The organism is Exiguobacterium sp. E17S (genome assembly GCF_057772545.1).
Genome location: NZ_JBYLRU010000001.1, coordinates 882,387 through 908,465 on the forward strand (window position 1 = coordinate 882,387; position 26,079 = coordinate 908,465).

Consider the following 26,079-nt stretch of genomic DNA (forward strand, 5'->3'; position numbering starts at 1 on the left):
TCCTCTCTCTATTAAACGGCTGTATGTGCCGTGATGAATCCTTCAATCCGGTCGAGTGCCTCTAGGACACGTGCCGGATCCGTCGCGTAAGATAGGCGGACATAGTCCGGTGCACCAAATCCTGAACCTGGAATCAAGGCGACCTTCGCTTCAGATAAAACAGCTGTACACCAGTCATCGACATTATCGAATCCACACATCTCGGCAGCTTGCTTTGCATGTGGGAACAAGTAGAATGCCCCTTCTGGCTTCAGACACGTCAATCCTTTGATTTCAATGAGTCGTGCATAGATTTTCTCAAGTCGTTCCTCAAAGATGACACGCATCGCTTCGACCGGTGCATCGCCTTCTGCATACGCAGCAACCGATGCTGCTTGCGCAATCGATGTCGGGTTCGACGTCGAATGGCTCGCTAAGTTCGTCATCGCTGAAATGATCTCTTTCGGTCCGATTGCATACCCGATCCGCCAGCCTGTCATCGCATGGGACTTCGAGACACCATTGATGATGACCGTCCGTTCGCGCATCTCTGGCAAGGACGCGATCGAAATATGTGTCGCACCATTATAGAGCAACTTTTCATAAATCTCGTCACTGATGACGAGTAGATCGTGCTTGATCGCAACATCTGCTACCATCTCGAGCTCTTCTTTCGAATAGACCATTCCTGTCGGATTCGATGGTGAATTCAAGACGAGTGCTTTCGTTTTTGGGGTAATGTGTTGCTCGAGCAATTCCCGTGTCACTTTGAAGCGAGACGATTCGTCCGTTTCTAAAATGACCGGTACGCCGTCACTGAGTTTAATTTGCTCTGGATAACTGACCCAGTATGGTGCTGGGACGATGACTTCATCGCCTGGATCGAGAATCGCTTGGAACAACGTTGATAGTGCATGCTTTGCTCCTGAAGCGACCATGACTTCTGAGCGTTCGTATGGCATCCATAAGTCACGGCGTGTCTTTTCGATGATTGCATCCTTCAAGGCAACCGTTCCGCCAGACGGCGTATACTTCGTATCGCCCGCTTCTGCTGCCTCGAATGCTGCTTGGATGATGAATTCCGGTGTATTGAAGTCGGGCTCTCCCGCACCTAAACCGATGATGTCTTGACCTTCTTCACGTAGTGCCTTGGCTTTCGCTGTGATGGCTAGCGTCGTAGATGGTGTCAATTGTCGTACGCGTTTCGATAACATGTCGCCCACTCCCTTTACTTGATTCGTAATCGTTTGATGAAAGAACCTTCTTGATACGTGTAATACGAATAATCATAGCCTGTCGTCGTCTTTGAAACAATCTCGATGACGGCACGATCCTCAAAGCCGTACTTAGCAGACACGATGTCTCCTAGTTCCGGATGATCCGCGATGACCGTTTTGATGGCAATACCATCAGCAACTGGTCGTGTCTCAATCGTTCCTTTTTTCGGAACGAACGCCCGTACCGCCTGTCCATTCTGCTTCATCGTAAAAACGACATATTGACGTTTCCCGTTAAAGACAGATTCGAACCGGACGTCCGTCGGTTTGAGTTCTTTTTTCAGACGCGCCTCTGCTTGTTCGGCGACGCTCTGTTCCCGGTCTTTTGCCTCAGCGATCGTCACCTGATAAACGGCGGTGCCAAGTACAGTCAAAAGGATGAGTGCACTTAGCAGACCAAGCGTGATTTTCCACTTCATGTGCGGTAGATGGTAAAGACCATCTGCTCCTTGTCTTTTTCATCGAGAGCAAGACCGAACATTAAATCTTCCGTTTTCAGTGTCCGATTCAATAAGTCGACGATTTTATACGTATCGTCATGGCGGTTCACTTTGACGGTCGCAAGTGTTTCAATTTTTGAATCCATCTGTATGTCCTCCCTCATTTTTCTCTATCTATTATAATGCGATAGGGTTTATCTGAATAGACTTAATCGCCATCATTCAAGAACAATTCTAGTTCTGCCGTCAGTTCATCAAGTGGTTTTGATAAAACAGGTACTTTCGGCAGACTCGTGACGAACCGTTTTCCATAACGCGTCGTCTCAATCCGGCGATCAAGTACGAAGACGACACCTCGGTCGTTCGTCGTCCGGATCAAGCGACCAAAGCCTTGCTTAAAGCGAATGATCGCTTGCGGTAAGCTGTATTCGAAAAATGATGATTTCCCGAGTTTTTCGATCCGTTCCGAGCGTGCCTGGACGATCGGTTGATCCGGTGGCGCGAACGGTAGTCGGACGATGACGAGACAACTGAGATCATCTCCTGGGATATCGACCCCTTCCCAAAAGCTAGCCGTCCCGAACAAGATACAGGCGTCGAGTTGCTTGAACTGTTTCATCAGTCGTTGCCGTGAACCTTGCGTGACCCCTTGCGAGAGTAACGTAAACCGGTCAGGTAGTAACGGTTTCGTCGCTTCATGCGTCAGTCTTAGCAAGTCATTTGAGGTAAACAAGACGAGCATCCGTCCTTCCGTCACCTCTGCGATTTGTAAGATGGCTTCCGCAATCGTCTCTGCGAATTCCGGCAATGGTACATCCTGTAGGAGCGGGAGATCCGTCGGAATCATCAATCGCACGTTATCGGCATATCCGAACGGCGACGGAACGACGAAACGACGTGTCTCAAACGCATCGAGCCCTAAACGGTTCTCAATGAACTGGAACTTGTTCGAGACTGTCAGCGTCGCAGACGTCAGGATACACGTCCGTTTCGAAAAGACATCGCGTCGCAGTCGCTCTGAAATGTCGATTGGTTGTGTGTAGACCCGTGTTAGTTTCCGGTTCTTAACAGACGTCTCGATCCAAGATACCGTCTCATCGTGCGGGGCAAGCATCGTCTCGAAGATGGCGAGTTCCGCTTCTTCGATTTGTGACGTGATCGCTTTTAAATCCGCGACGAGTGAGCGTTCGCGATAACTCATCTGCTCCCGGTGTTCATGGAACAGTTTATGAATCGCCCGGATTGCTTGACGCAAACGCCGCAACACCAATTCAACCCGCTTGGCACTTTCCTGGACGGCACGCATCGAACGGTCGAGTCGCTTGAAGCGAATGCTGACCATTCCTTCCCGTCGTGCTTTGCGAGAAGCCAGTTCAAGCCCGTACGCTTGAATGATCATCAATAGACCGTCTGCTTCTTCGAGTAACGTCGTCAGTGCCTCATCGACTGTCTCACTATGGGCTTCGACCATCTCAGCGATGTCCCATTCTTCCGACAGATCGAGCAAGCGGTGTAATAATTTTTTATCGGACGAATACCCGAGTTGTCGGAACAGACGATCAAACGTATGTCCATCAAAGACAAGACCAAAATGATGGCTCGCGACTTCTTCGATTTGGTGTGCCTCGTCAAGAATCAACGGACTTCCTTTCGGCAAGACCCCTGCTTCGAACTGCAGGTCACTAAACAACAAGGCATGGTTCGTGACGATGATCGTCGCATCCTTTGCTTGGCGAATCGCATGTTGGAAGAAGTCCCGGCTGTACCACGGGTCAAATCGTCCGAGCTGCGATTGGCTATCAGACTGGATCAACTGTTTAATGCCGATATTGCCTTGCGCTGCACCGCCTGGTAAGCTGACTTCCTCTAAATCTCCCGTTTCCGTCTCCGTCAACCAGACGAGCAGAATCGCTTTTGCGAGCGTGAAGTTATAAGCATCCTCTTGATCATTCAAGAAAAATTCGAATTTCCGTAAATCAATATAGTTACTTCGTCCCTTAAGCAATGCAATCTGGACCGGCGCATCGAACAGTTGACGCAAGAGCGGTAAATCACGCGCGAACAGTTGCTCCTGCAATTGAATCGTGTGCGTACTGACGACGATCGGGACTTCATGTTCGAGCGCGTAATGCGCTGCCGGAACAAGATAACCGAGCGATTTCCCGGTTCCCGTTCCCGCTTCGACGAGTAACGGCGTTTCTTGATCGAGCGATTGATAGACATGACGCATCATCTCGAGCTGCCCACGTCGCTCTTCATATCCTTCGAATAAACGAGGGAACGTCACGGCATTCAATTCATCAACGAATGGTCCGAACGGTTCAAGAACGGGTGGATGTGCCAACCGCTCTGTCGTCTGGCGTTTTTTCAAAGCGATTTTTCGAAAACGATCAAACTGTGAATCCTCCTCGATGCCGACTAAACGAATCGCATGGTCGATTTCCTCTTCGATGGCACTGAACAGGCGTGGTGATAAACGTCTTAAGTGCTTCAATGTCTCAAGCGGCAACGTATGTAGTCGTTTGAGTAGTTCAAGCAACAATTCAGCCGTCGCCGAAGCGTCACTCCCTGCCCGGTGCGCTTCTTGATGGGCAAGGTGTAATGACTCTGACAGATGCGACAGCGCGTGGCTTTCTGCTGTCGGAAGTAAGATTCGTGCGAGTTCGACCGTATCGATGACAGGACCTGTGTACGGCAAGTATCCTTCCTCTTCTAACGCATCGTTTAAGAAGTTTAAATCGAACTGCACATTATGTGCGACGAAGACACCACCATCGAGCAATGATAAGACACGCGGTGCAATGACATCGAATGTCTCGGCCTCTTTGACATCCTCATCCGTGATGCCCGTCAACTGGGAAATGAACGGAGGAATCGGTTGGGTCGGACGCACGAAGGCAGACAATTGTTCTGTCAACTGTCCATCTTCAATGACCGCCATGCCGATCTCAATCATCTCATCGCCAGCCTTTATGGAATGACCTGTCGTTTCCAGGTCGACTACGACGTACTTTTTCTTCAACACTGATCCTCCACCTTTTATCCATCCTCTCCATGACCGGATGGCATTTCATTCTTCATCTTAACAAAAAAAGAGACCCGCTGACATGATCGGGTCTCTAAAATTTCATAAGATCGTGTGGGCGATTTCTTGAGACAACATTTGTTTGATGTCGTTCTGTTCATTTAGAACAGCCACTTTTGGAACATGTGTCGCGATTTCTTCCGTCGATAGTTGCGCGTACGCCATGATGATGACCTCATCTCCGACTTGGAAATGGCGAGCTGCCGCACCGTTCAAACAGATGACACCTGAACCACGAGCACCTTTAATCGCATACGTTTCAATCCGTGCACCGTTCTGATTGTTCGTCACTTGGACTTTTTCATTTTCAAGAATCCCGACAGCATCGAGTAAATCTTCATCGATCGTAATCGAACCAACATAGTGTAAGTTTGCCTCGGTGACCCGAGCTTTGTGTAGTTTAGCGTGCATGAATGTGCGTAACATCGTCATGCTCCTCTCGTATATAGTAAATTATCGATCAAGCGTGCCGATGCAAACTGCACGGCGACAGCTAAGAGAATCGTCGTCGTTTGTTCAGTGACGGGTCTTAGTGACGGGTAGTCGACGGCTTCGACGTAATCGATCGTCGTCCCTTCGAATTGAAGTGCTTCGCGCGTCCGCTCGAGAACCGTTTCAACAGGCACCCCTTGATCGAGTGCTTGTTTCGCTTGTTGCAACGCCTGCTGGATGCCCGGTGCTTGCGCCCGCTCTGTTTCCGATAGATAGACATTGCGTGACGATTTTGCTAGACCATCCGCTTCGCGGATGATCGGGCAACGGACGATCTCAACCGGAACAAAGTAATCAGCGACATACGCTTCAATCAATGCGAGCTGTTGTGCATCCTTTAAGCCGAAATATGCACGGGTTGGACGGACGACGTTCAATAGTTTGCTGACGACCGTCAACACACCATCAAAATGTCCTGGTCGTGATGCGCCGCATAAGACATCATCACCGGAGCGGACCGTAACACGGGCCATATCCAGCGGATACATCGTCTCGTTCGTCGGATAGAACAGATAATCGACCCCTTCTGCCTCCGCGATCTTCTGATCGCGTTCCGCGTCTCGTGGATAACGATCTAAATCTTCGTTTGGTCCGAATTGTGTCGGGTTGACGAAAATACTCAAGACAACGACATCGTTCTCTTGTCGTGCTTGTTTGAGCAAGGAGGCATGCCCTTCATGCAAGAATCCCATAGTCGGTACAAAACCGATTGAACCGGCTCCCGCTAAACGTTCGCGTAACGTCTGGACGTCCTGGATGATTTTCATTCTTTGGTCCCTCCATAAAGCGCACCAATCAGTTCTTCGTCCATCTGGAACGAGTGTGCTAGTTCAGGGAAGGCACCGGCTTTGACGTCTTTGACGTAAGCAGCGATTGCTTCCGTTCCTGAAGTATTCCAGTCCGTGTACGCTTTGACGAACTTCGGTAAACGACCGACACCATACGTCAAGATGTCATGATAGACAAGTACTTGACCGGCGACGTCTGCGCCAGCACCGATGCCGATGACCGGAATCGAGAGGAGCTCTTGAATGCGTTTCGCGAGCGGATGCGGTACACATTCGAGGACGAGCATCTTCGCTCCGGCACGCTCTGCTTCCAAACTGTCTGCAATCAGTTGTTCGGCTGCTTCTAATGATTTCCCTTGGACTTTGAATCCTTCAAGGACACCAACGGATTGTGGTGTTAATCCGAGATGCGCGACGCAAGGCATCCCAGCGTCCGTCAAACGACGAATCGTCTTTAAGATCTCCCCTGCCCCTTCCAGCTTCAAGGCATCTGCCTGCGATTCTTGGAAGATACGCGCCGCTGATTCAAGCGTGCGATCAAATGAACCATGATAACTTGCGAACGGCATATCGACGATCATGAACGTCTGTGGTGCGCCGCGGCGTACCGCGCGCGCATGATGAACCATGTCGTCGACCGTGACGGCAATCGTTGAATCATAGCCGAGGATGACGTTCCCGAGGGAATCGCCGACGAGCAACATATCGACTCCTGCTGCTTCCGATAGTTTTGCTGAAGGATAATCATACGCCGTCAACATGACGAGCTTCTCTCCAGCTTGTTGTTTTTTGAGTAATGGACCCATTGTGTGCATCGTGTTCTCTCCTTACGTGTGTAGGGAGGACAAAAGGAAAACGCCTTCTTCTCCAAAATAAATGCATGCGGAAAAGAAGGCGGAATAATTGAATATCGTCCTTCTGTCCCTGTCCGTTAAGATCAAGGCAGTTGAAACAGCTAAAACTGGCACCTGTCAATTCGGTATGGTTCCGGCAAGCGGATACCATCCGTGGTTTTATTATACATGACGGGAAAAGCTCTCTGCAAACCGTCTGATTCAAACCTTTATTCTTTTTCCCAGTAAATCAGCTCTGCCGAATGGAAACGGGTCTCCCCCGTTTCCGTCTCAATCCGAATCGTGCCCGTCTCGTCAATACCGAGCAATGTTCCGGAAGCGGTCATCTGACGTGTCCGTAGCGTCACTCGTTCATGCAAGCGATCTGCGAGTGTTTCCCACTCCGAGACGAAAGATCCGAATCCTAGCTCGAGCCACTGCGTGTATAGTCGTTCAAATCGATTCAAGAAAGTCGCGACGACCTCCGCACGTCGGAAAGTTCTTCCTGATTCTCGGACGAGCGAGGTAGCACGGTCCTCGATCCCTTCCGGAAACTGCTCGTGATGCACATTGATGCCGATGCCAATGATGACTGAACTGATCCGATCCGCCTCGGTCTGCATTTCCGTCAAGATGCCTGCCACCTTACGACCGTTGATCAAGATGTCGTTCGGCCATTTAATCGTAACTGGAACATCGAATGTCCGGAGAGACTGTGCAAGTGCAATACCTGCTACGAGCGTTAATTGACCTGCTTGGTGCATCGGTACATCTGGTCGGACGAGTAGACTCATCGCGATGCCCTCATTTTTCGCCTCATGCCACGTTCTCCCTAGCTGTCCGCGTCCATTCGTCTGGTGATCGCATACGACGAGTGTTCCTTCCTGCGCTTGCTGTTGCGCTTGCTCATGTGCAATCCGCTGCGTCGTGTCCAGTTCTTCGAAATGAAGGATGTGGCGACCAAGACGCGCTGTCGTTAACCATTGTTCAATCGCAATCGGCGTCAGCAAATCGCCTTCATCGACTAATTGATAGCCTTGTTTTTTATTCGAGATGATCTGGTATCCTTCTTCCTTCAAGGTTTGCATATGTTTCCAAATAGCGGTACGTGAAATATTTAACGTCTCTGCTAATTCCTGTCCGGAGTACCACGTCCGCTGACGAAGTGCGATCAAGATTTGTTCTCGGACTGAGTGCGCCATCGCTCTACCTCCTTCAATAATGTTACGCGGTCGTTTGGGCAAGCGCGGGTGACGACATTGTATTCCAAATGCAAAAGTGCTTCTTTGATCTGTTGTTTTTGAAGACTGAGGCGGATCATGTCTTTTCCGTCTACAGCGAGCTCTTTACGACTGCGGATCGGTAAGTCTGATCGCTCCGGATAATCCGTTCCTGTCATTTCCCGAAGGATCATCAGTTCTTCATCCGACAATTGATAACGATCCCAGTCTTGTAATGGTCGGTGTAACAGAGGTGTTAAACGCGTTGCAAGCTGCACTTGATGTTTCGATCGTTTCCAGCGCGTCAATTGATCTTTCGCAAGACCGGCATCGAGTACGAGTGTCCAGACGGCATCTTTTGAGACACCCCGAAACGACTGCTGCGCTAGCCCTTTGACGATTTCTGAAGTCATACCGGGGAGGTAGCGTTCGATTCCTGTCCGGAACATCGCCTGTAACGCCCGCTGTTTTCCAGGACCAAGTAAGAGTTTCTCGAACTCGATCGCGATCCGCTCAATCGCAACGGCCGCTAGATGCGGAGCGAGTTTAACGATTGCTTGTTCAGTTGGCTCGTCAAGCGAGAAATCCAGTTGGCTCATGAAGCGGAACGCCCGCATCATTCGAAGTGCATCTTCATTAAAACGTTCGGCTGGTTCGCCGACCGTCCGGATGATTCGCTCTTCGATGTCACGCGCTCCTCCGAACAGATCGACACGTCCTGATGGTCTGAGTGCCATCGCGTTGATCGTAAAGTCTCGCCGGGTCAAATCCTCTTCCAAACTAACACCAAGCGTCACCGCATCCGGTCGCCGGCGATCGCTGTACGTTGCTTCCGAGCGGAACGTCGTGATCTCGTACGGCACGTGGTTGAGAACGACCGTCACGGTTCCATGCTCGAGTCCTGTCGGAATGACGACAGGGAATAAGTCGATGATCTGTTCCGGTAACATCGAGCTCGCTAAATCATAGTCTCCTGGTGTCCGGTCGAGTAACATGTCGCGAACGGCGCCACCGACGATATAGGCTTCACCACCGGCCTCCTCGATCGTCTGAATGATATGATGTGCCCCTTCAAGCAAGTTCATGACGCGCACACACCCGTTCATAGACTTGTTCATAACGACGGACGATCTCATTCGAATCAAAACGACGACGCGTATCACGAATGCCCTCTTCTGCCATCCGTTCCCGTAACATCGGATCATCCGCGAGTTCACCGATTCGTGCCGCAGCCATTTTGACGTCGTAAGTCGGAACGATATATCCGGTTAATCCGTCCTGGATGACTTCCGGTAAGCCACCTGCTGTCGAGACGACACTCGGGACCCCAATTGCCATTGCCTCAAGGACGACGAGTCCGAACGCTTCTTTTTCAGACAACAGGACATGAATATCACTAATGGCGAGCAATTGCGCGACGTGTTCCTGTTTACCTGCAAAGATCACTTTATCGTAAATGCCGAGTTCCTTTGCGCGACGTCTCGTTTGTCCCATCTCTGGACCATCCCCGACGAGTAACAGACGCATCTTCCGGTCTTTCGCTGCAATGGCGAACGCTGCAAGCGTATCATCGATTCGTTTGACCGGTCGGAAGTTCGAGATATGAATGACGACGACTTCGTCCGCTTCGATGCCGTAATGCCGCTTCAAGCGTTCATCCCGCATCGGATAATAGACACTCTCATCAATCGAGTTCGCAATGACATCGATGTCATAGTGTGCGTTAAGCGTCGCATTCGTCTCAAGCGCTAGACTCTCGGAGACGGCCGTGACCGCGTCTGATCGTTCAATACCGTACCGAATTGCCGGTTGCATCTCTAAGTCTTGCCCGATGACCGTGATGTCCGTCCCGTGTAACGTCGTCACGACGGCGACGCCTTTTTTCTTTGCCATGTTTCGTCCGAGATCAGCACAGACCGCGTGCGGAACGGCGTAATGGGCATGGATGACATCAAGATCGAATAAATCAATGATTTCTGCGACTTTTGACGCCAACGTAATGTCGTATGGTGGATATTTAAAAACGGAATACTGGTTGACTTCAACCAAGTGGACCGTGATGTTTGGCCGATATTCCGTCAGGCGAAACGGCATGCTCGACGTAATGAAGTGGACGTCATGTCCACGGTCCGCTAATTTCATACCGAGTTCCGTCGCGACGACCCCACTCCCGCCGACGGATGGATAACAAAGAATCCCAATTGCTTTTTTCATGATAAAACCACACTCTCTTTATGACTTCTATTCGTCTCTATTCTAAGCAATATCAATCGGAATGACCATACTGATCACTTTTCGACTGATTTTCATAGGAAAAGCTAGTCTTTTTCCGACCGTGCCGTTACCCTAGAGAAAGAGTCTTGATTTGAAAGGAGCATACGGAAATGGCACCTCCATTCCAATTTCCGATTCGGATCCAGAACATTTTCTGGATTTTGGTCGGATCATTCATCTTTGCTTTTGGTATTTATCATTTTAACGTTCAAAATGAGTTAGCAGAAGGCGGTTTTACTGGGATTACCTTGATCTTAAAAGGACTGTTCGGATGGTCTCCATCGATCACGAACTTAGTATTGAATGTCCCACTTTTTTTCGTCAGTTATAAAATTCTTGGTCGGACGACCTTCGTCTACACGTTGATCGGTACATTCAGTTTTTCCTTCTGGTATGGATTGATTGCGAAGTATTCACCTCTCGTCATAGACCTGCGCGACGATATGGTGCTTGCTGCGCTTTTTGCGGGTGTATTCATCGGAGTTGGTCTTGGTATCATTTTCAACAACGGCGGTACGACAGGTGGCGTCGATATTATCGCGCGTTTGACGAAACGCTACTTCGGTTGGTCGATCGGTCGAACATTCTTGATCTTCGATTTCTTCGTCATCGTCGCATCCTTGACGTATCTCGATTACAAACAAGCAATGTATACGTTACTTGCCGTCTACGTCGGCGCTCGCGTCATCGATTGGATGCAAGAGGGCACTTATGCTGGTAAAGCAGCGATGATCATCAGTGATCACCGGACGGAAATCGCCGACGGCATTCATGCGACGATGAATCGTGGCACGACCCGTCTGATCGCGAAAGGCGGTTACTCTGGACGGGATCTCGAAGTACTGTACGTCGTCGTCGCTCGCAATGAAATCAATCGCTTGAAGACGCTCGTTAAAAGTGTCGACCAGCACGCCTTCATCACGTTGCATGACGTCTATGAAGTAACGGGAGAAGGTTTCACGTTCGACGAAAATCGGGTCCCAATCAAAGAAACGTAAAAAAACACGGATCGCTCAAACGAGCAATCCGTGTTTTTCGTTTTAGTCATCACTTGACGGGTTGAAGACGAGCAGTGCGAGACGAAGGAACTCGGCAACGGCAACGAGTGTTGCTGCCACGTACGTCCAAGCCGCTGCATTCAAGACACGACGTGAACCACGTTCTTCTTCGGCATCAATGATACCATGCTCCGTCAACTGCGCCATCGCTCGATTTGAGGCATCAAACTCGACCGGTAACGTGACGAGTTGGAAGATGACGGCACCAAGCATCAAGACGACACCAAGCATCGCAAGACCACTGAAACCAGCGAACAGACCGATCAATAACAGTGGAAACGATAAGTTCGATGTGATCGACGCGACAGGTGCGATCCGGTGACGGACACGCATCATGTTGTAATCCGTCGCATCTTGAATGACGTGACCAATTTCGTGCGCTGCGATCGAAACGGCTGAGACCGTCGAACCGTAATAGACGTCTTCCGACAAACGAACGACTTTGTTCGTCGGGTCATAATGGTCGGACATTGTTCCACCGATTGGCTCAAGACGGACGTTCGTGATGCCGTTCTGCTTCATGATGAAGTCTGCGACCTGCGCTCCCGTCACCCCACTCTGAATCGGAACATCTTGATATTTTTTATAGGTGCTCCGCACCCGCATCTGAGCCCAGATCGGGACGATGATGATGATCGCGAGATAGATCAAATAGTTTGCCACGAGACATCGTTCCTTTCTTTTTTTGATTATAGGTCTATTTTATGTTCAAGTGATCTTATTGTCAATTGAATCGCGCGCGACGAGCAGATATCCCATCAAAAGACATATTCCGGTCAACCAGAAGGAACCATATCCGATCCACTGGATATGCTCCGCAAGTGCCGGGTAACGCGGCCATTGTCCGAGGACGTAATCGACGACATCGTTGTGGATGACCCAGATGGCGACGAGGACGAGTTCCTTGACACGAAACGTCATCAGCGGACTGTATAATAACGCCTGGAACGCCATCGCTCCGTGCGATACCATCAACATCAGTGCCATTGCTGTTAAGAACGGATCCTCCGTTCCGAGTTGATTCAACATCAACGCATTCATGACGACTGCCCAGACACCATATTTAATCAGTGTCACGAACGCAAGCGCTTCAAACAAGCGAGAACGTCGTCCGAAAATCCAAAGAAAGACGATGATCGTAAAGAACAGGGATGCAGTCGGGCTATCCGGAATGAACGGATAGTAATACCACTTCGACGTTGCGAGTTGTGGTTCATACCAGTAGTAACCGTATAATGTGCCTGCTAAGTTGATCAACCCGACAATCCAGAGTACTGCTTTATGTCGGAGTAATGTCAAAATACCTTGCAATCGTTTCACCTCATCATCGACAAAAGCCGGAGGATTGCTCCCCCGGCTTTTGGCTTATTTATTGTTTTCGCCGCCTTCACCGTATGAAGCGATGAATTTCGCGAGTTCTTTATGATCGGCATCTGATCCTTTGAACTGACCAGCAGGCATCGAACCGATACCTTTGACTGCGATATCATAAATTTCTTTTTCTGTCTTTTTCGTACCAACGAGTGCCGGCGCTGCTGCGCCACCCTCGAGGTTCTTACCGTGACAGTTGACACATGACTGATTCGAATAAATTTCAAATCCTTTAGCCGATGTATCAATTTTTGGTCCTTCGTTCATCGTCAATTCACCTTGTTTATGGATTGTATCCCAGTGAGTCGTTTGAACAGATTCCCAAGTCAAGAAGACGATCGAGACGACTGCGAGGAGCATCATGCTGACTGCGATCGGACGTTTCGCAGGACGACGTTCAAGACCTTGGTCGAGCCATGGCGCGACGAGAAGTGCTGTGAACGCAAGACCTGGGAGGATGACCGTTCCCATCAAGATGTATGGACCTGCAGCGAATTGGTATTTCAAGAGCTGATAGAGGAATAGGAAGTACCAGTCCGGAAGTGGAATGTACGACGTATTCGTCGGATCGGCAATGTTTTGAAGTGGTGCTGCTTCTACGATTGTCAATGTCATGAAGCCGATCAAGAAGACCGCTCCAACCATCCATTCGCGAAGTAAGAAGTTTGGCCAGAACGCTTCCGTTCGACCTGGATATTCCGAGTAGTCTTTCGACTTGTTCGGCATCCGGTTGTTGATCGACACCCGTGAATCGGTGACGAATTTCATTCCTTTACCACGATGCATCGTGTTCTCCCCCTTTTTTGTTGTCTAGATGATAGTCGGTTTAAAGTGGTCCAGAGATCCCTTGTTTACGGATCATCATGAAGTGGGCCCCGAGCAAGACGAACAATGCTGCAGGAAGGAAGAAGACGTGAATCGCAAAGAATCGAGCGATTGTACTTGCGCCGACGATTTCTCCACCCGCAAGGAGGGTCTTCGCGATACCACCGATGACCGGAATACTTTCAGCAATCTGAATCGTAACTTTTGTCGCGAACAACGCTTTCATGTCCCAAGGCAATAGGTATCCTGTCAGACCGAGAGCTAAGACGACGAAGAACAAGAGCACTCCGACAACCCAGTTCAATTCACGTGGTTTCTTGTATGAACCAGTGAAGAAGACACGTAATGTATGTAGGAACAACATTACGATAACGACCGACGCACCCCAGTGGTGCATACCACGAACGATTTGTCCGTGTGCGACTTCATTTTGAAGATAGTAGACGGACGCGTGTGCGTTGATGATGTCCGGTACGTAATACATCGTCAAGAACATCCCCGAAAGAATCTGGATGACGATCGTAAAGAACGTCAATCCGCCAAAACAATAAACGAAAGCTGAAAAGTTATGTGCCGGGTTGACGTGCTCCGGTACTTCATGATCGGCGATATCTCGCCAAAGCGGCGTAATGTCAACGCGCTCATCGATCCAATCATAGATTTTTTGCATCATCGCTTACGCACCTCTTTCGACTGGTTTACCAAGGTAGAGGTAACCATCTTTCTGTTGCATTTCATACTCATCGAGTGGTTTCGTCGGAGGCGTACCAGGTACGTTCGTGCCATCCTTCGTATACCGTCCGAAGTGACATGGGCAATAGAATTGCTCCGGGTGCGTCGGATCTGCGCCGAAGCTGACTTGGCAACCTAAGTGTTTACAAATTGGTGAGAGGGCTAAAATTTCTCCCTTATCATCTTTGAACACCCAAGCAGACAATGTTTCTTCGAACTCATACCACGCATCTTGCGTTTGTTTCTTGAAGTCGACCCGTTTTGGTTCTGTCGTGATATCCGACAACTTCATTACTTTTACTTTATCGCCTGCTCCTGATTTCTTCAGGACTGGATCAACTGCGAAGTTGACCATCGGCATGACCATTGTCGCAGCCATGAAACCGCCGACGCCTGTCAATGTATACGTCAAGAACTGACGACGTGTTACGTTAGACCCGTTTTGAGCCATCTCGATCCCCCCTTGTGATGTACGCTGTGCCCCAAGACGACAGTACTTCACACAAATTTCTCACATGGTAATAGTATCTTAATAAAATCATTGCGTCAACCGCTTCATAGCGCGGTCCAACGGTTTCCTAACTGTTCGAGAACTTGTCCTACGAAATTCCCGACCATCTGACCTTGTTGGTCACGACTCATCGTCTCAAGAGCTAGACGTGGCACGTAGATAATCTCTTCGGCGGCAGTCTCCTTCCACCTTAAATCAGCAGTGATGAAGGTGATGAAACGGAATTGCCCGGAAGCAGCCGCTTGACGCCATCCTTCCAACTGTTCGATCGACGGTGCATCGATATAGGTCAGAGCAGGAACGAGCAACGCCCGTCCGGATAGCTGGCGTTCGACTTCGGACGCCACCGTCAATGTCATGTCTGCGCATTCCGCGTAAGCATGCATCGCCTCATCGAAACCGACCGGAAGCAAAGGCACGATCAGCGTATCGATGTACGCTTGCTCGCTTCGTGTCCGCTGTACGTCGGATGGTTTGAAACGCAAGTCATTTCCCCCTTTCTTCGTACTTACAATTCGTCACATTTAATGTATCATATCCGCATTTCCTCCTACTCTCTTAATGTGAACGTTTTATGAAATTCCACTCTATTTTTCTTCATATTTTGCACAAATCTTCACATACGAAAGGACCCTACTACCTCTGCTGGGCAATAGAGTCCTTCTGTTAAGGAAGTTGACTTCGAACGAGCCGTAACTGTTCGGAAAGAGAGTGGAATCGATGTTGATCGCGTGCATCCAGCGCTTCATCGATCAAGCGGACTAAACGTTCTTCTTCCTGCCGATTGACCGTGACCGCGATGAAATGTGTCGCTTCATCCGCTAAGCGCGGTTCAACAGCAACTTCTGGGCGAAACGGATTTTCTTCTAGTAAAGACAAATACTCGTCATCCATCATCATACCTTGGAAGTTCAACTCGATATAGATATCTTCCGAGGTCAGGCGGATGTCATGATACGCTTTTTCTGGATCTACGTCGTGACATCCCCTTTTTTGAAGAGAAACGGTTCTGCGTCGAATCCGTATGTCGTCATGATGATTGCCTTCGGAGCGAAGGTCGCATTTTGAACGAAGTGTACTTGCTCGAGTTTTGCCTCATTGCGCAGCCAATAATCGATGATCCATTTCGCTTCCCGTCGCTTTAACGTGTAATAGGTCAAGATGCGGCGTAAGAATCGCTGCTTTCTCTCTATCATCTCAATCCTACTCCCTTCTCCCGTGAAGTCATCCATCCATTCGTTCAACATAGTCGACGAGTTCGTTATCTTCTGGTGTCAACTTAGCAGCGCGGCGGAGAAGACGTTGTCCCTCTTCACGCCGTCCTTCCTCGACGAGTGCGAATCCATACTCTTTCAAGAAGAGCGCATCTTCCGTGAATGCACCTTCGACTATCGCATAATTCTCCATCGCTTGCGTGTATTCCTCTAAGGCATACAAAGCGCGTGCCCGGTACCATGTTAGAATCGGAGCCGTGACGTGTTCTTCGATGGCAGAGATCGTCTCGATCATCGCTTCGTGGTCCTCGTCTTCAGCAAGTAACGAAAGCAAACGTTCCGCTGCGACGATTGATTCCGGATTCAAGCCAAGTGCCTCACGCAACGCTTGGACGCTTCCAGCGCGATCGCCGAGTTTTAGAAGGAACAATGCTTCCATCGTCCGCAACTCATCATTGTAATCGTCGCGCTCCATTCCTTGTTTGATGACGTTCAGTGCTTCTTTTGTCAAACCAAGTTCGGCTTGGCTTTCCGCATATGGTACGTACGCCGACGTATAGTCCGGATCCTGTGCAATCAATTGCTGGAATGTCTCGACCGCTTTTTGATGTTGACCGACACGGTGAGCCGTCATCGCAAGACCAAACAGCGTATGCAGGTCGGAGCGTTCTGCGACAGCACGTTCGTACAGTGGAATCGCATCTTCAAATTGTCCTGTCATCGCGAGTGATTCCGCGTAAAGGGCATCGAGCGGCAATTCAGCACGTAACTCTGGTCGCTCCGCGATTTCGGCGAATAACGGTACCGCCTGATCAAACGCACCGAGCGTCATGTAGAGTTCGGCTAAACCGTATGCCAGTAACGGTTCGTCCGGTGCAAGGTTACGCGCTTCCTTCAGCTTCGCTAACGCTACTTCGTCAAGACCTTGCGACTGATAGAGGTCAGCGAGTAATACGAGAGAACGCGGACCATATTCCGTGTCCATTGTGTCGACCTGTTCGAGGACGGAGATCGCTTCTTCTTCGCGATCCAAATCGATATAACATTCTGCTAGTAACAAGGCTACTCCCGCGTTACCCGCATATTCGACGTAAAGCGGCGCCAAGAGATCGACCGCTCGGTCAGACAAACCGAGTTCGATATAGAGATCGGCAACGGCGAGGCGGTCCTCATCCGTTCCTGTCTTTTCGAGTTTTTCTAATGCTGCTAACGCTTCTGAGGTGTGACCATGTTCTAATTCTTCGATGATGCCATTCAATAGTTGTTCATTCAAGGCAAACGCCCCACTTTCTGTCATCCGCCTATTGCTTACTCAGATTGGTCGGATTGAAGTTTCTTTAAATCATCATAGAACGTTGGGTAGCTGACTTCAACTACTTCGCGTCCATGAACCATAATTTCTGGATTGATCGTCGCCGCGATCGTCAACATCATCGCGAGCCGGTGATCACCTGCACTGTCGACTTCCGCTGCTTGCAGAGGTGTCGGTCCTTCGATGATCATGCCGTCATCCGTTGCCTCGATGTTCGCTCCAAGACGCTGTAATGCCGTCACGACGGTCTCGATCCGATCCGTTTCCTTGACACGAAGCTCTTGTGCATCGCGAATGATTGTTCGTCCTTCCGCTTGCGTCGCAAGCAAAGCGAGTAACGGAATCTCATCAATCAAGGATGGAATCTGATCACCTTCGACCGTGATTGCTTGTAACGATGTCGTCTCGACGGTCACATCTGCCGTCTCCTCTCCACCGTCTTCTGAGCGATGATTGATTTCGACACTTGCACCCATCTGTCGTAACGTCTGTAAAAAACCAATCCGTGTCGGATTCATCAAGACGTGAGTCGTCGTAATGCGACTATCCTGCCCGATTGCTGCCGCCGTCCACCAAAACGCTGCTGACGATGGATCGCCTGGAATGTCGAGTGACGTTGCTTGTAAGCGTACAGGACCTTGAACACGAATATGCCGACCATCCTCGCGTTCATCGATCGCTACGTCAACGCCGAACTGCGGCAACATCCGTTCCGTATGGTCCCGTGACAGGATCGGCTCGATGACAGTCGTCTCACCCGTCGCATGCAGACCTGCGAGCAACACGGCACTTTTCACTTGTGCACTTGCGACTGGCAACGTATACGTCGTTCCGACAAGCGGCGTTCCTGTGATGTGAAGCGGCGCCGTCTCACCTGTGATGTTCGCTCCGAATAAGGCAAGCGGTTCCGTGATTCGTTTCATCGGACGTCTGCGCAAGGAAGCGTCTCCATCGAGCGCATATGTCGCTTGACCGCCTGCTAGGATACCGCTCAAGAGACGAATCGTCGTCCCCGAGTTTCCGCAATCGATCGTCGCTTCTTGGAACGTATCCGTTCCGGTGATCCGAATTTCCTCTGATGTTCGATCGATTTGTGCACCGAGCGCCTGCATCGCTTCTAGTGAAGCAAGACAATCGGCCCCTTCAAGTGCGTTTCTGACACGTGTCGTTCCCTCGGCGATTCCGCCGAACAGGAAAGCACGGTGCGTCATTGATTTATCACCAGGTACTTGTACTGTTCCTCTTAAGCCCATTCTAGACACCTCACTGTTTGATTGAATGCTTGACGCAATCGTTCTTCGCTGATCGCTTCTAAAATGAAGCGCCCTTCTTTTTCAAGGACGAATCGAATCGTTGCTTGGTGGTTCTTTTTGTCGCGACGCATCAGTTCAAGGTAGGTCTTGAACGATTGTCGATCCGGTAATTCCGTTCCAAGACGATGGAGCAATTGTCCGAGCTGCTTCGCCTGTTCGTCATTTCCTTCTAAGAACTTGACGAAGACGAGTCCGATCCCTACTGCCTCGCCATGCGCAAGACCAGGACTCGCATATTCAACGGCATGACCGAATGTATGTCCATAGTTCAAAAAGGCACGCATCCCTTGCTCCGTCTCATCTTGTTCGACGATATCCCGTTTCACATTAATCCCCCGTGCGAGCCAGTCTTCCAAATCGAGTCCTTTGACAGTATCCAGCGAAACATCGAGTAACGAGTCTGCAAATGATGGTCGCGAAAGGAACCCATGCTTGACTAACTCAAAGAAGCCACTTCGCCATTCCCGGTCTGGTAATGTCTGAAGGAGCGTTAAATCATACACGACACCACTTGGCTGATAAAATGCACCGACTAAGTTTTTACCGAGGGAGAGGTTGAGACCAACCTTTCCACCAACACTTGAATCGTGCGCTAACAGTGTCGTCGGAATTTGAATGAACGGGATGCCGCGCAAAAAGGTTGCCGCGACGAATCCCGCTAAATCACCAATCATTCCACCGCCAAACGCAAGGATCAGACTATGACGTGTCATCCCATACCGAACCCCTTCTTCGAGTAGAGCGCCATAAACGGCCAGCGACTTACTGTGCTCCCCAGGCGCAACGGTGCTGATGTGAACGTCGATCGACGGCGATACATCCGCTAACGCATCCTGCAATCGATCCATCTGCAAGTGATGTACCGTTTCATCCGTGATGACCCAGATGCGGTCCGCCTCGTTCAGCGCTGAAAGATGCGATAACCGGGCTAATGCCCCATTTCCGATAAGTACTTGATATGACGTGTTCAACCGGATATCAAATTCGATCAAAACGTCCGAACCTCCTCTTTATAAGCAGCGACGGCAGCCTGAAGACGATCGAGTGTCGATGTCCCGAACATTTCAAGGATAGCGACCGCAATCTCAAATGCGACGACAGCTTCTAGAACAACCGATGCGGCTGGAACGGCACAAGCATCACTTCGCTCGATTTGTGCCGTGAATGCTTCCTTCGTCTCGATATCGACTGATTGCAGTGGACGATAGAGCGTCGGAATCGGCTTCATCGCAATTTGGACGCGAATTGGCATGCCTGTCGACATCCCGCCTTCGATTCCGCCTAGATGGTTCGTCCGCCGATGATAGCCGGATGCATCATGAACGATTTCATCTTGGACGGTACTCCCCTTGCGACGACCAAGTTCATATCCGTCACCAAAACCGACTGATTTCATCGCATTGACGCTAATGACAGCTTGTGCAATCCGGCTGTCGAGCTTTAGATCGTTTTGGGTGAAGGACCCGACGCCTGGCATCATGCCTGTCACGACGACTTCGATTTCACCGCCAAGTGTATCCCCTTCTTTTTTGGCCGCATCAATTTCCTCCATCATCCGTTGTCCTGCTTGTTCGTCAGCACATCGAACGGGTGAAGCGTCAATCGTTTCCTGATGTTCGACGGGATCCTTCCACGGTGCATCGATGCCACCGATCGACCGTACGTGCGAGAACACTTCAATCCCGAGTTCATTCAGTAATTGTTTAGCGAAGGCGCCGACCGCGACACGTGCTGCCGTCTCACGAGCGGAAGAACGTTCTAGTACATCGCGTAAATCGCGATGACCGTACTTCAATCCACCAACGAGATCCGCATGTCCAGGACGTGGACGCGTCAACGTCCGCGGGCGCTCCAACTGTTCTTCGAGCGGTTCCGCTTGCATGACTTGTGTCCAGTGTGTATGATCCTTATTCTCGATGAACAAACTGATTGGTGATCCCGTCGTATATCCATGACGAATCCCGCCACGTGCATCAATTTGATCCTGTTCGATTTGCATGCGTCGTCCGCGTCCGTATCCGCCTTGGCGACGTGTCATTTCACGCTGGATGGCTTCGAAATCAATCGTGAGTCCTGCTGGCATCCCATCAATGATGACGGTCAACCCTTTTCCGTGTGATTCTCCTGCTGTCATGTAACGCATTCGCTTCATCCCTTCCTGTTTAACCGATTTTTTCGTAAAAGAAGCTCTGTTTCATCTTTAATCCAAACCGTTCGGGCTGGAAAATTTGTTCCGTTCCACCAACGAATAGGATTCCGCCTGGCTTTAAGGCCTCGACGAACGAACGATAGACGTGCGCTTTCGCTTCTTCTGTAAAATAAATCAGCACGTTGCGGCAGATGATTAAATCAAACCCTGTATCGTACCGGTCTCCTAACAGATTATGTTTACTGAAACGAACTAGTCGTTTGATTTCTGGAACGACTTCGAACGTTTGCTCTTGCTCGATGAAATATTTCTTTTTACGCGCTTCGACGACTTCATTTAATGCAGAAGCTCCATATCGACCAAGCTTGGCTTTTTCAAGAACGAGTTCATCCAAATCCGTTGCTTGAATCGTAAAGGCGGATGGATCGAGCCGTTCACTTAAAATCATCGCGAGAGAGTATGGTTCTTCTCCGGTCGAACAAGCTGCGCTCCACGTCCGGATTCGTCCATGTGCTCGCGACTCTAGGATCGGTAAGATATCTTGTTCCAATTGTTGCCAACGAATCGGATTACGGAAAAATTCACTGACATTGATCGTCATCCGGTCTAAAAACTCGTCGTATAACGATGTGTCCTTATCCATTGCCTGCATATAAGAAGCAAATGTACTATATCCTTTTTTGTCACGTAACGCCGTCAATCGCCGTTTCATCTGTGCTTCTTTATACTGACCGAGATCAATCCCTGATTTGGTCTTGAATCGTTGAATAAAAAGTTCATAATCTTCCAATTGGCACACCTCGCTCACTCTCGATATCGAATGGTCATTTCCATGACCGGTTCAACTTATTTTCTATAGTAGCATAAAGCTATAGGCATTCCAAAAAGCAATTAGACAATTGGGTCATTCCGTTTTACAAGAACACGACAAAAGGGATTCGATCAAATCGAATCCCTTCCCCGTTGTCTTTCTATTCATGTATTACGCGTTGACTGGTTGTCCTTGAAACCAGAGGGCAAGCTCACGCTCCGCACTCTCGACACTATCCGAACCATGGATGACGTTCTCACTCATCGTGTTCGCAAAATCACCACGAATCGTTCCAGGTGCTGCTTCAAGTGGTTTTGTTTTCCCAATCATCAAACGCGAGACGGCAACGACGTCTGTGCCTTCGACGCGAAGTGCAACGACAGGACCCGATGTGAGGAAAGTGACCAACTCTCCAAAGAACGGTTTCTCCGCATGCTCTTCGTAATGTGCTTTTGCTAGCTCTTCTGTGACGTTCATCATTTTCATTTCACGAATGATGAATCCTTTGCGTTCGATCCGTCCAATGATTTCCCCAATCAATCCACGTTCTACGCCATCCGGTTTGACCATCAAAAATGTCTGTTCCATCTCTAGTTCCCCCTATGAAATGCTTTTAGAAAAGCGCTTACATAGTAAGTTTACTGGCTTTTGAGAAGAACAGCAAGAAATTTTTGACAATCTTCATCCTTTTCGTTTTCCAACGTAGCGTGCGACTTCTTCAAGCGATCGTTTAGCAGAGGATTTAGGTAATGGTTCGAGACGTTTGATGGCACGATGGATATAATGATCGACTGTTTGTTGCGTTCGTTCAAGAGCTCCTGAAGTTTGAAGAAACGATAATAAGGGTGCGACTTCTTCATGTGTTGGCATACTCTCGATTTTTGAAAGACGTTCATAAAAGACAGCATCTTCTGCACCATAAAAGACAGGTAACGTTTTGTGTCCATGACGCAAATCTTCTGCTACGGGCTTACCAAGTTCTGTGCGATTCGCTGTGAAATCAAGCAAATCGTCAGCAATTTGAAAAGCAAGTCCGATATCTCGTCCAAACAACCGTAACGCTTTCGTATCGGCTGCAGAACAGTTCGCAACAATGGCACCCAGGTGACAACTCGCTTCGATAAGAATGGCTGTTTTTCGTTCAATCCGTTTGATGTAGCGTTTAATCGACTGTTCCCAATCATATTGGTCATAGATTTGTTCAATCTCACCTTCGCAAATTTCACGCATCGTATGGACCATCACTTGGACAAGTTCCGGCTTTCCGACTTCACCAATCAATCGAATCGCCTCTCCAAACAGATAGTTCCCGGAATACAGTGCTACTTCTTCATCAAAGTATTGCATGACGGTCGGTTTTCCACGTCGTAGTTCTGCGTCATCAATGACATCGTCATGAACAAGTGACGCCATATGCACAAGTTCAAGACTGGCTGCCACACGAATCAGCTCATCTCGATCTGCCTCCCCGAATTTAGAGGCTAACAATACGAACGCCGGTCGAATCCGTTTTCCACCAGCCTTCAACAGTTGCTTTCCAGCCGCATCGATCGTTGGTTCCTCAGAAGCGATATGATTGATCAGAAAACGATCGACTAAATTAACTTCCTTCGTGACATCACGGTATATGGAATGCAGTGACATCTCACCACTTCTTCCCAAGGTGCATCGCAGCAGCCCCACCCGCGAATGCCTTGACTTCCACTTGCATGAAGCCTGCCTGTTCGAAGAGTTGTTTCAGTTCGACGCGGTCGAGGAACACTTCCGTCGATTCTTGTAGCCAGTTGTATTGATCGTATGATTTCGCAAGCAATCGTCCGACTTGTGGCATGATTTTTCCGAAATACAATGAATATGCTTCGCGGAAAATCGGTGCCGTCGGTTGACTCGTCTCGAGACAGACGACCGTTCCACCTGGTTTTAAGACACGATGCATCTCTTTGATGACCTGTAGATAATCCGGTACGTTTCGTAGACCAAAGCCGATCGTCACATAATCGAACGAGTTATCACCGAACGGTAGATCCATCGCATTTCCGTGAATCAATTCGATATTTTTCATATCGAGCGCTTCTACCTTCTCCACGCCGACTCTTAGCATGTTTTCTGAAAAATCAAGTCCTTTGATGACACCTGTCGGACCGGCTGCTTTCGCTAGTTGAATCGTCCAGTCCGCTGTCCCACAACAAAGATCGAGACATTTAGCGCCCGGGAAAACTTGCATCCGGCGCATCGTCTCGCGTCTCCATAATTTATGCAATCGAAAGCTGATGACTGAATTCATTTGATCATAGTTCGTTGATATCGATTGAAACACTTCATATACTTTTTTTCTTTATCTTTTGCCTGCACACCGCTCACCCTTTCCAAGATCTCATGCTACCGCCATCTGCTCGAGATGCGATAACAGTAATTTCTGTGCGACCAGATCCAATTGTTCTGCCTGTTGTTGAATGATCTGTCGCCCCTGTCGTGTCAGCCATTCTCGTTTCGTGATTGCCGCGAGTCCTTGCATTAATCCGAACTCTGCTGTTAACCACAAGAGAACCCGTTCTTCCGTCGATGCATAATTCATTTCGTGAAGGGCACACTTTGCTTCGTTGACCCGTTGAATCGTCCGTCCGAGTGAAACGAGAATCTCTTTTGGTAACCCAGCTAGCTGTTCGAAAAAGTAGCTCGAGAATAAATCCCCTGCTAATACAAGCAACTGTCGCTCCTTCGAACCGCGTAGCGTTTCATTGACACGCTCATGCAGACGTAGCGCTACTTGTGCGAAATGAATCGCTTTGACGAGTGCTTCCGTATCCAGCGTGTCATGTTGAGCGACATCAATCAACCAACTGATCTGTTCACGATCGATGGAAGGGAAATCCACATGTCGAGCCAATCGTGTCGTTTGTTTAGTGGTGAGTGCAGTGATGATTTCATCCACGCGCAGCTCATGTTGTTCCATGCTTTTACCCCCCGATCTCCAGTGCCATCTCGTTGATGGACGTTCTTCTTTTTTAATATACCATAATCGGCGGGCTTTCACGCTTCTGAATGTCCACAAAAAAGCCGCCCGAGAAAATCTCGGGCGACTATGTAGCCGGATTACTTCACAGCATCTTTCAATGCTTTACCTGGTTTGAAGGCAGGTACTTTGCTTGCTGGAATCTCGATATCTTCTTTCGTACGTGGGTTGCGACCTTTACGGGCTGCACGCTCACGGACTTCGAAGTTACCAAATCCAATCAATTGGACTTTCTCTCCAGACTGAAGTGTCTCAGTGATCGATTCGAATGTTGATTCAACAACTTTCGTCACGTCTTTTTTTGTAAGACCTGATTTTTCGACGACTGCTTGAATGAGTTCAGTTTTGTTCATTACTTTCACCCCCTCCCAATCACTTCTTCGAGGGTAATCATACCCCATAAACGTTGCTATTACAACATTTTCGTGTAAATAACGTTCAATTTTCAGATTCTTCGCTCGATTCCTCTGAAAACACAGGTTCGCCTTTTTCGTTTATCGTGTAGCTTTGAGAATAGGCAGGAACAAAAGGTTGATCTTCATAGAGCAAATACCGAATATCTTGACCGACTTTCGGCTTTTTCTTCGCAGTTTGAACAGCTTTCTTCAACTCAGGTAAATAGTTGATGAAGAGGCGTCCTTGACCATCGACATAGATCGACAACTTTTCATCTGAGTACGGACTTGGGACAGTCGGTTCTTTTTTGATAAATAATTTTTTATAGTCAAGCGTAAACTGGTTTTTTCCGAACGATCCTTTAAACGGATACTTTTCGTTCTTCTTCCGATACGCATCAATCCGAACTTGAAGCTTCTGTAACTCTTCTGCAACAAGTAAATCCATCAACTTAACAGTCGGTTTCGTATCGACATCGACTAACAGGTAGATGAATGTTCCGCCACCTTCAAAACTGTTCGATGGTGGATCACTCATGTAACGCGGAATGAGCCGCCCTAATTCGATTTGATAACGCTCCATGAGCGGAGTATCTGCTTCCATCGTCTTGATTGGCAAAACACCCGTGTCTTTTTGATACGCATCGACAGCATCCTGTACGGTACGTAACTGTTGCGGATACGGTACGCGGTTCGACGGTTTCTGACTGTCTGGAAACAGACAACCCGATAACAACGTCACCGGAATGAGCATGAGGATCACGAACCACTTCTTCATGCGCTTGGTCCCGCCATGACGATGAACACCATGATGATCGACGCAACGATGAAACATACGAATGCCAAAGTCGATACGAGAACCTGCCATATCCCTTTCAACTTCGTCCGACTGACCGTGACCAGCAAGACACTGATCGCAAAGAGTCCAATGCCAGCGAACGAGATCCACATTTTTATTAATCCTGGACTCAAGGTTTCCACCCCACT

At 49.0% G+C, this 26,079-nt stretch carries 30 protein-coding genes and 1 pseudogene; 1 reads left to right on the plus strand and 30 read right to left on the minus strand.

The genetic code is table 11. The annotated features are described in order from the left end of the window. Positions 1–11: 11 nt before the first annotated feature. The 10 genes from AC3B4V_RS04650 to bshA all read right to left on the minus strand — a co-directional run bounded on the left by AC3B4V_RS04650 (position 12) and on the right by bshA (position 10,328). Entirely contained in the window at positions 12–1,193 is a 1,182-nt protein-coding gene (locus AC3B4V_RS04650; protein ID WP_058704903.1) for a pyridoxal phosphate-dependent aminotransferase, read from the minus strand. A gap of 14 nt (positions 1,194–1,207) precedes the next feature. Continuing rightward, positions 1,208–1,675, minus strand: a complete 468-nt coding sequence (locus AC3B4V_RS04655) for a hypothetical protein (protein WP_023468619.1) — start codon at positions 1,673–1,675, stop codon at positions 1,208–1,210. Continuing rightward, positions 1,672–1,842, minus strand: a complete 171-nt coding sequence (locus tag AC3B4V_RS04660; protein WP_012370646.1) for a YpmA family protein — start codon at positions 1,840–1,842, stop codon at positions 1,672–1,674. Before AC3B4V_RS04660 ends, AC3B4V_RS04655 begins: the two co-directional genes overlap by 4 nt. 62 nt (positions 1,843–1,904) lie before the next feature. Further along, positions 1,905–4,718 (minus strand): ATP-dependent DNA helicase DinG, encoded by a 2,814-nt coding sequence (gene dinG / locus AC3B4V_RS04665; RefSeq protein ID WP_488377908.1) that lies wholly within the window; start codon positions 4,716–4,718, stop codon positions 1,905–1,907. A 105-nt stretch (positions 4,719–4,823) separates the two neighbouring features. Next, positions 4,824–5,207: an aspartate 1-decarboxylase gene (panD, locus tag AC3B4V_RS04670; protein ID WP_029341994.1), complete on the minus strand. Its 384-nt coding sequence runs from the start codon at positions 5,205–5,207 to the stop codon at positions 4,824–4,826. A gap of 2 nt (positions 5,208–5,209) precedes the next feature. Continuing rightward, positions 5,210–6,040 carry a pantoate--beta-alanine ligase gene (gene panC, locus AC3B4V_RS04675; protein WP_290719921.1) on the minus strand — a complete coding sequence of 277 codons (831 nt, stop codon included), beginning with the start codon at positions 6,038–6,040 and terminating at the stop codon, positions 5,210–5,212. After that, the gene (gene panB / locus AC3B4V_RS04680; protein ID WP_050677432.1) at positions 6,037–6,876 is read right to left on the minus strand and encodes a 3-methyl-2-oxobutanoate hydroxymethyltransferase; all 840 of its coding nucleotides are present in this window, start codon (positions 6,874–6,876) and stop codon (positions 6,037–6,039) included. Before panB ends, panC begins: the two co-directional genes overlap by 4 nt. Before the next feature lie 248 nt (positions 6,877–7,124). Next, positions 7,125–8,096, minus strand: a complete 972-nt coding sequence (locus AC3B4V_RS04685; RefSeq protein WP_350468305.1) for a biotin--[acetyl-CoA-carboxylase] ligase — start codon at positions 8,094–8,096, stop codon at positions 7,125–7,127. After that, a complete protein-coding gene (locus tag AC3B4V_RS04690; RefSeq protein ID WP_488377909.1) occupies positions 8,066–9,199 on the minus strand; it encodes a CCA tRNA nucleotidyltransferase in 1,134 nt (377 codons plus the stop codon). Before AC3B4V_RS04690 ends, AC3B4V_RS04685 begins: the two co-directional genes overlap by 31 nt. Continuing rightward, the gene (bshA, locus tag AC3B4V_RS04695; protein WP_050677434.1) at positions 9,186–10,328 is read right to left on the minus strand and encodes an N-acetyl-alpha-D-glucosaminyl L-malate synthase BshA; all 1,143 of its coding nucleotides are present in this window, start codon (positions 10,326–10,328) and stop codon (positions 9,186–9,188) included. Before bshA ends, AC3B4V_RS04690 begins: the two co-directional genes overlap by 14 nt. 170 nt (positions 10,329–10,498) lie before the next feature. Between bshA and AC3B4V_RS04700 the strand changes: the two genes are divergently transcribed. Next, a complete protein-coding gene (locus AC3B4V_RS04700) occupies positions 10,499–11,386 on the plus strand; it encodes a YitT family protein (RefSeq protein WP_029342000.1) in 888 nt (295 codons plus the stop codon). A gap of 42 nt (positions 11,387–11,428) precedes the next feature. On the opposite strand, the gene AC3B4V_RS04705 is transcribed toward AC3B4V_RS04700, so the two are convergent. From AC3B4V_RS04705 to AC3B4V_RS04800, 20 genes and pseudogenes are all read right to left on the minus strand, one after another. Next, on the minus strand, positions 11,429–12,109 hold the full coding sequence (locus AC3B4V_RS04705) for a zinc metallopeptidase (protein WP_023468628.1): 681 nt from the start codon (positions 12,107–12,109) through the stop codon (positions 11,429–11,431). 45 nt (positions 12,110–12,154) lie between these two features. Next, on the minus strand, positions 12,155–12,757 hold the full coding sequence (locus tag AC3B4V_RS04710; RefSeq protein WP_251138171.1) for a DUF1405 domain-containing protein: 603 nt from the start codon (positions 12,755–12,757) through the stop codon (positions 12,155–12,157). Positions 12,758–12,811: 54 nt separating this feature from the next. Beyond that, positions 12,812–13,603, minus strand: a complete 792-nt coding sequence (locus AC3B4V_RS04715; protein WP_055968607.1) for a menaquinol-cytochrome c reductase cytochrome b/c subunit — start codon at positions 13,601–13,603, stop codon at positions 12,812–12,814. 40 nt (positions 13,604–13,643) lie between these two features. Beyond that, on the minus strand, positions 13,644–14,315 hold the full coding sequence (gene qcrB, locus AC3B4V_RS04720) for a menaquinol-cytochrome c reductase cytochrome b subunit (protein WP_012370658.1): 672 nt from the start codon (positions 14,313–14,315) through the stop codon (positions 13,644–13,646). 3 nt (positions 14,316–14,318) lie between these two features. Next, on the minus strand, positions 14,319–14,825 hold the full coding sequence (locus AC3B4V_RS04725) for a ubiquinol-cytochrome c reductase iron-sulfur subunit (RefSeq protein ID WP_035396830.1): 507 nt from the start codon (positions 14,823–14,825) through the stop codon (positions 14,319–14,321). A 104-nt stretch (positions 14,826–14,929) separates the two neighbouring features. Continuing rightward, a complete protein-coding gene (locus tag AC3B4V_RS04730; protein WP_023468632.1) occupies positions 14,930–15,370 on the minus strand; it encodes a DUF2487 family protein in 441 nt (146 codons plus the stop codon). Between the two features lie 181 nt (positions 15,371–15,551). Continuing rightward, on the minus strand, positions 15,552–15,764 hold the full coding sequence (locus tag AC3B4V_RS04735; protein ID WP_488377910.1) for an IDEAL domain-containing protein: 213 nt from the start codon (positions 15,762–15,764) through the stop codon (positions 15,552–15,554). A gap of 92 nt (positions 15,765–15,856) precedes the next feature. Further along, positions 15,857–16,081 (minus strand): YpiB family protein, encoded by a 225-nt coding sequence (locus AC3B4V_RS04740; protein ID WP_488377911.1) that lies wholly within the window; start codon positions 16,079–16,081, stop codon positions 15,857–15,859. 28 nt (positions 16,082–16,109) lie between these two features. Next, a complete protein-coding gene (locus AC3B4V_RS04745) occupies positions 16,110–17,396 on the minus strand; it encodes a tetratricopeptide repeat protein (RefSeq protein WP_488377912.1) in 1,287 nt (428 codons plus the stop codon). A gap of 11 nt (positions 17,397–17,407) precedes the next feature. Beyond that, entirely contained in the window at positions 17,408–18,664 is a 1,257-nt protein-coding gene (aroA, locus tag AC3B4V_RS04750) for a 3-phosphoshikimate 1-carboxyvinyltransferase (RefSeq protein WP_488377913.1), read from the minus strand. Beyond that, the gene (gene aroB / locus AC3B4V_RS04755; RefSeq protein WP_488377914.1) at positions 18,655–19,716 is read right to left on the minus strand and encodes a 3-dehydroquinate synthase; all 1,062 of its coding nucleotides are present in this window, start codon (positions 19,714–19,716) and stop codon (positions 18,655–18,657) included. The genes aroA and aroB overlap by 10 nt, the downstream gene beginning before the upstream one ends. Continuing rightward, complete coding sequence (aroC, locus tag AC3B4V_RS04760) at positions 19,713–20,867, minus strand: chorismate synthase (RefSeq protein WP_035396818.1); 1,155 nt, start codon at positions 20,865–20,867, stop codon at positions 19,713–19,715. The genes aroB and aroC overlap by 4 nt, the downstream gene beginning before the upstream one ends. A gap of 19 nt (positions 20,868–20,886) precedes the next feature. Then, positions 20,887–21,663, minus strand: coding sequence for a CheR family methyltransferase (locus AC3B4V_RS04765; RefSeq protein ID WP_023468638.1), 777 nt, complete (start codon positions 21,661–21,663; stop codon positions 20,887–20,889). A gap of 192 nt (positions 21,664–21,855) precedes the next feature. Beyond that, positions 21,856–22,272, minus strand: coding sequence for a nucleoside-diphosphate kinase (gene ndk, locus AC3B4V_RS04770; protein WP_058704890.1), 417 nt, complete (start codon positions 22,270–22,272; stop codon positions 21,856–21,858). A 93-nt stretch (positions 22,273–22,365) separates the two neighbouring features. After that, positions 22,366–23,328, minus strand: a complete 963-nt coding sequence (locus AC3B4V_RS04775) for a polyprenyl synthetase family protein (protein ID WP_195864810.1) — start codon at positions 23,326–23,328, stop codon at positions 22,366–22,368. A 1-nt stretch (position 23,329) separates the two neighbouring features. Continuing rightward, positions 23,330–24,016: pseudogene (locus AC3B4V_RS04780) on the minus strand (demethylmenaquinone methyltransferase); the annotation flags it as partial. A 42-nt stretch (positions 24,017–24,058) separates the two neighbouring features. Then, positions 24,059–24,637 carry a heptaprenyl diphosphate synthase component 1 gene (locus AC3B4V_RS04785; RefSeq protein ID WP_023468642.1) on the minus strand — a complete coding sequence of 193 codons (579 nt, stop codon included), beginning with the start codon at positions 24,635–24,637 and terminating at the stop codon, positions 24,059–24,061. Positions 24,638–24,777: 140 nt separating this feature from the next. Continuing rightward, positions 24,778–25,050: an HU family DNA-binding protein gene (locus tag AC3B4V_RS04790; protein WP_012370671.1), complete on the minus strand. Its 273-nt coding sequence runs from the start codon at positions 25,048–25,050 to the stop codon at positions 24,778–24,780. Between the two features lie 85 nt (positions 25,051–25,135). Next, positions 25,136–25,846, minus strand: coding sequence for a hypothetical protein (locus AC3B4V_RS04795; protein WP_244290148.1), 711 nt, complete (start codon positions 25,844–25,846; stop codon positions 25,136–25,138). Positions 25,847–25,866: 20 nt separating this feature from the next. Then, positions 25,867–26,043 (minus strand): DUF2768 domain-containing protein, encoded by a 177-nt coding sequence (locus AC3B4V_RS04800; RefSeq protein WP_034786022.1) that lies wholly within the window; start codon positions 26,041–26,043, stop codon positions 25,867–25,869. Positions 26,044–26,079: the final 36 nt, after the last annotated feature.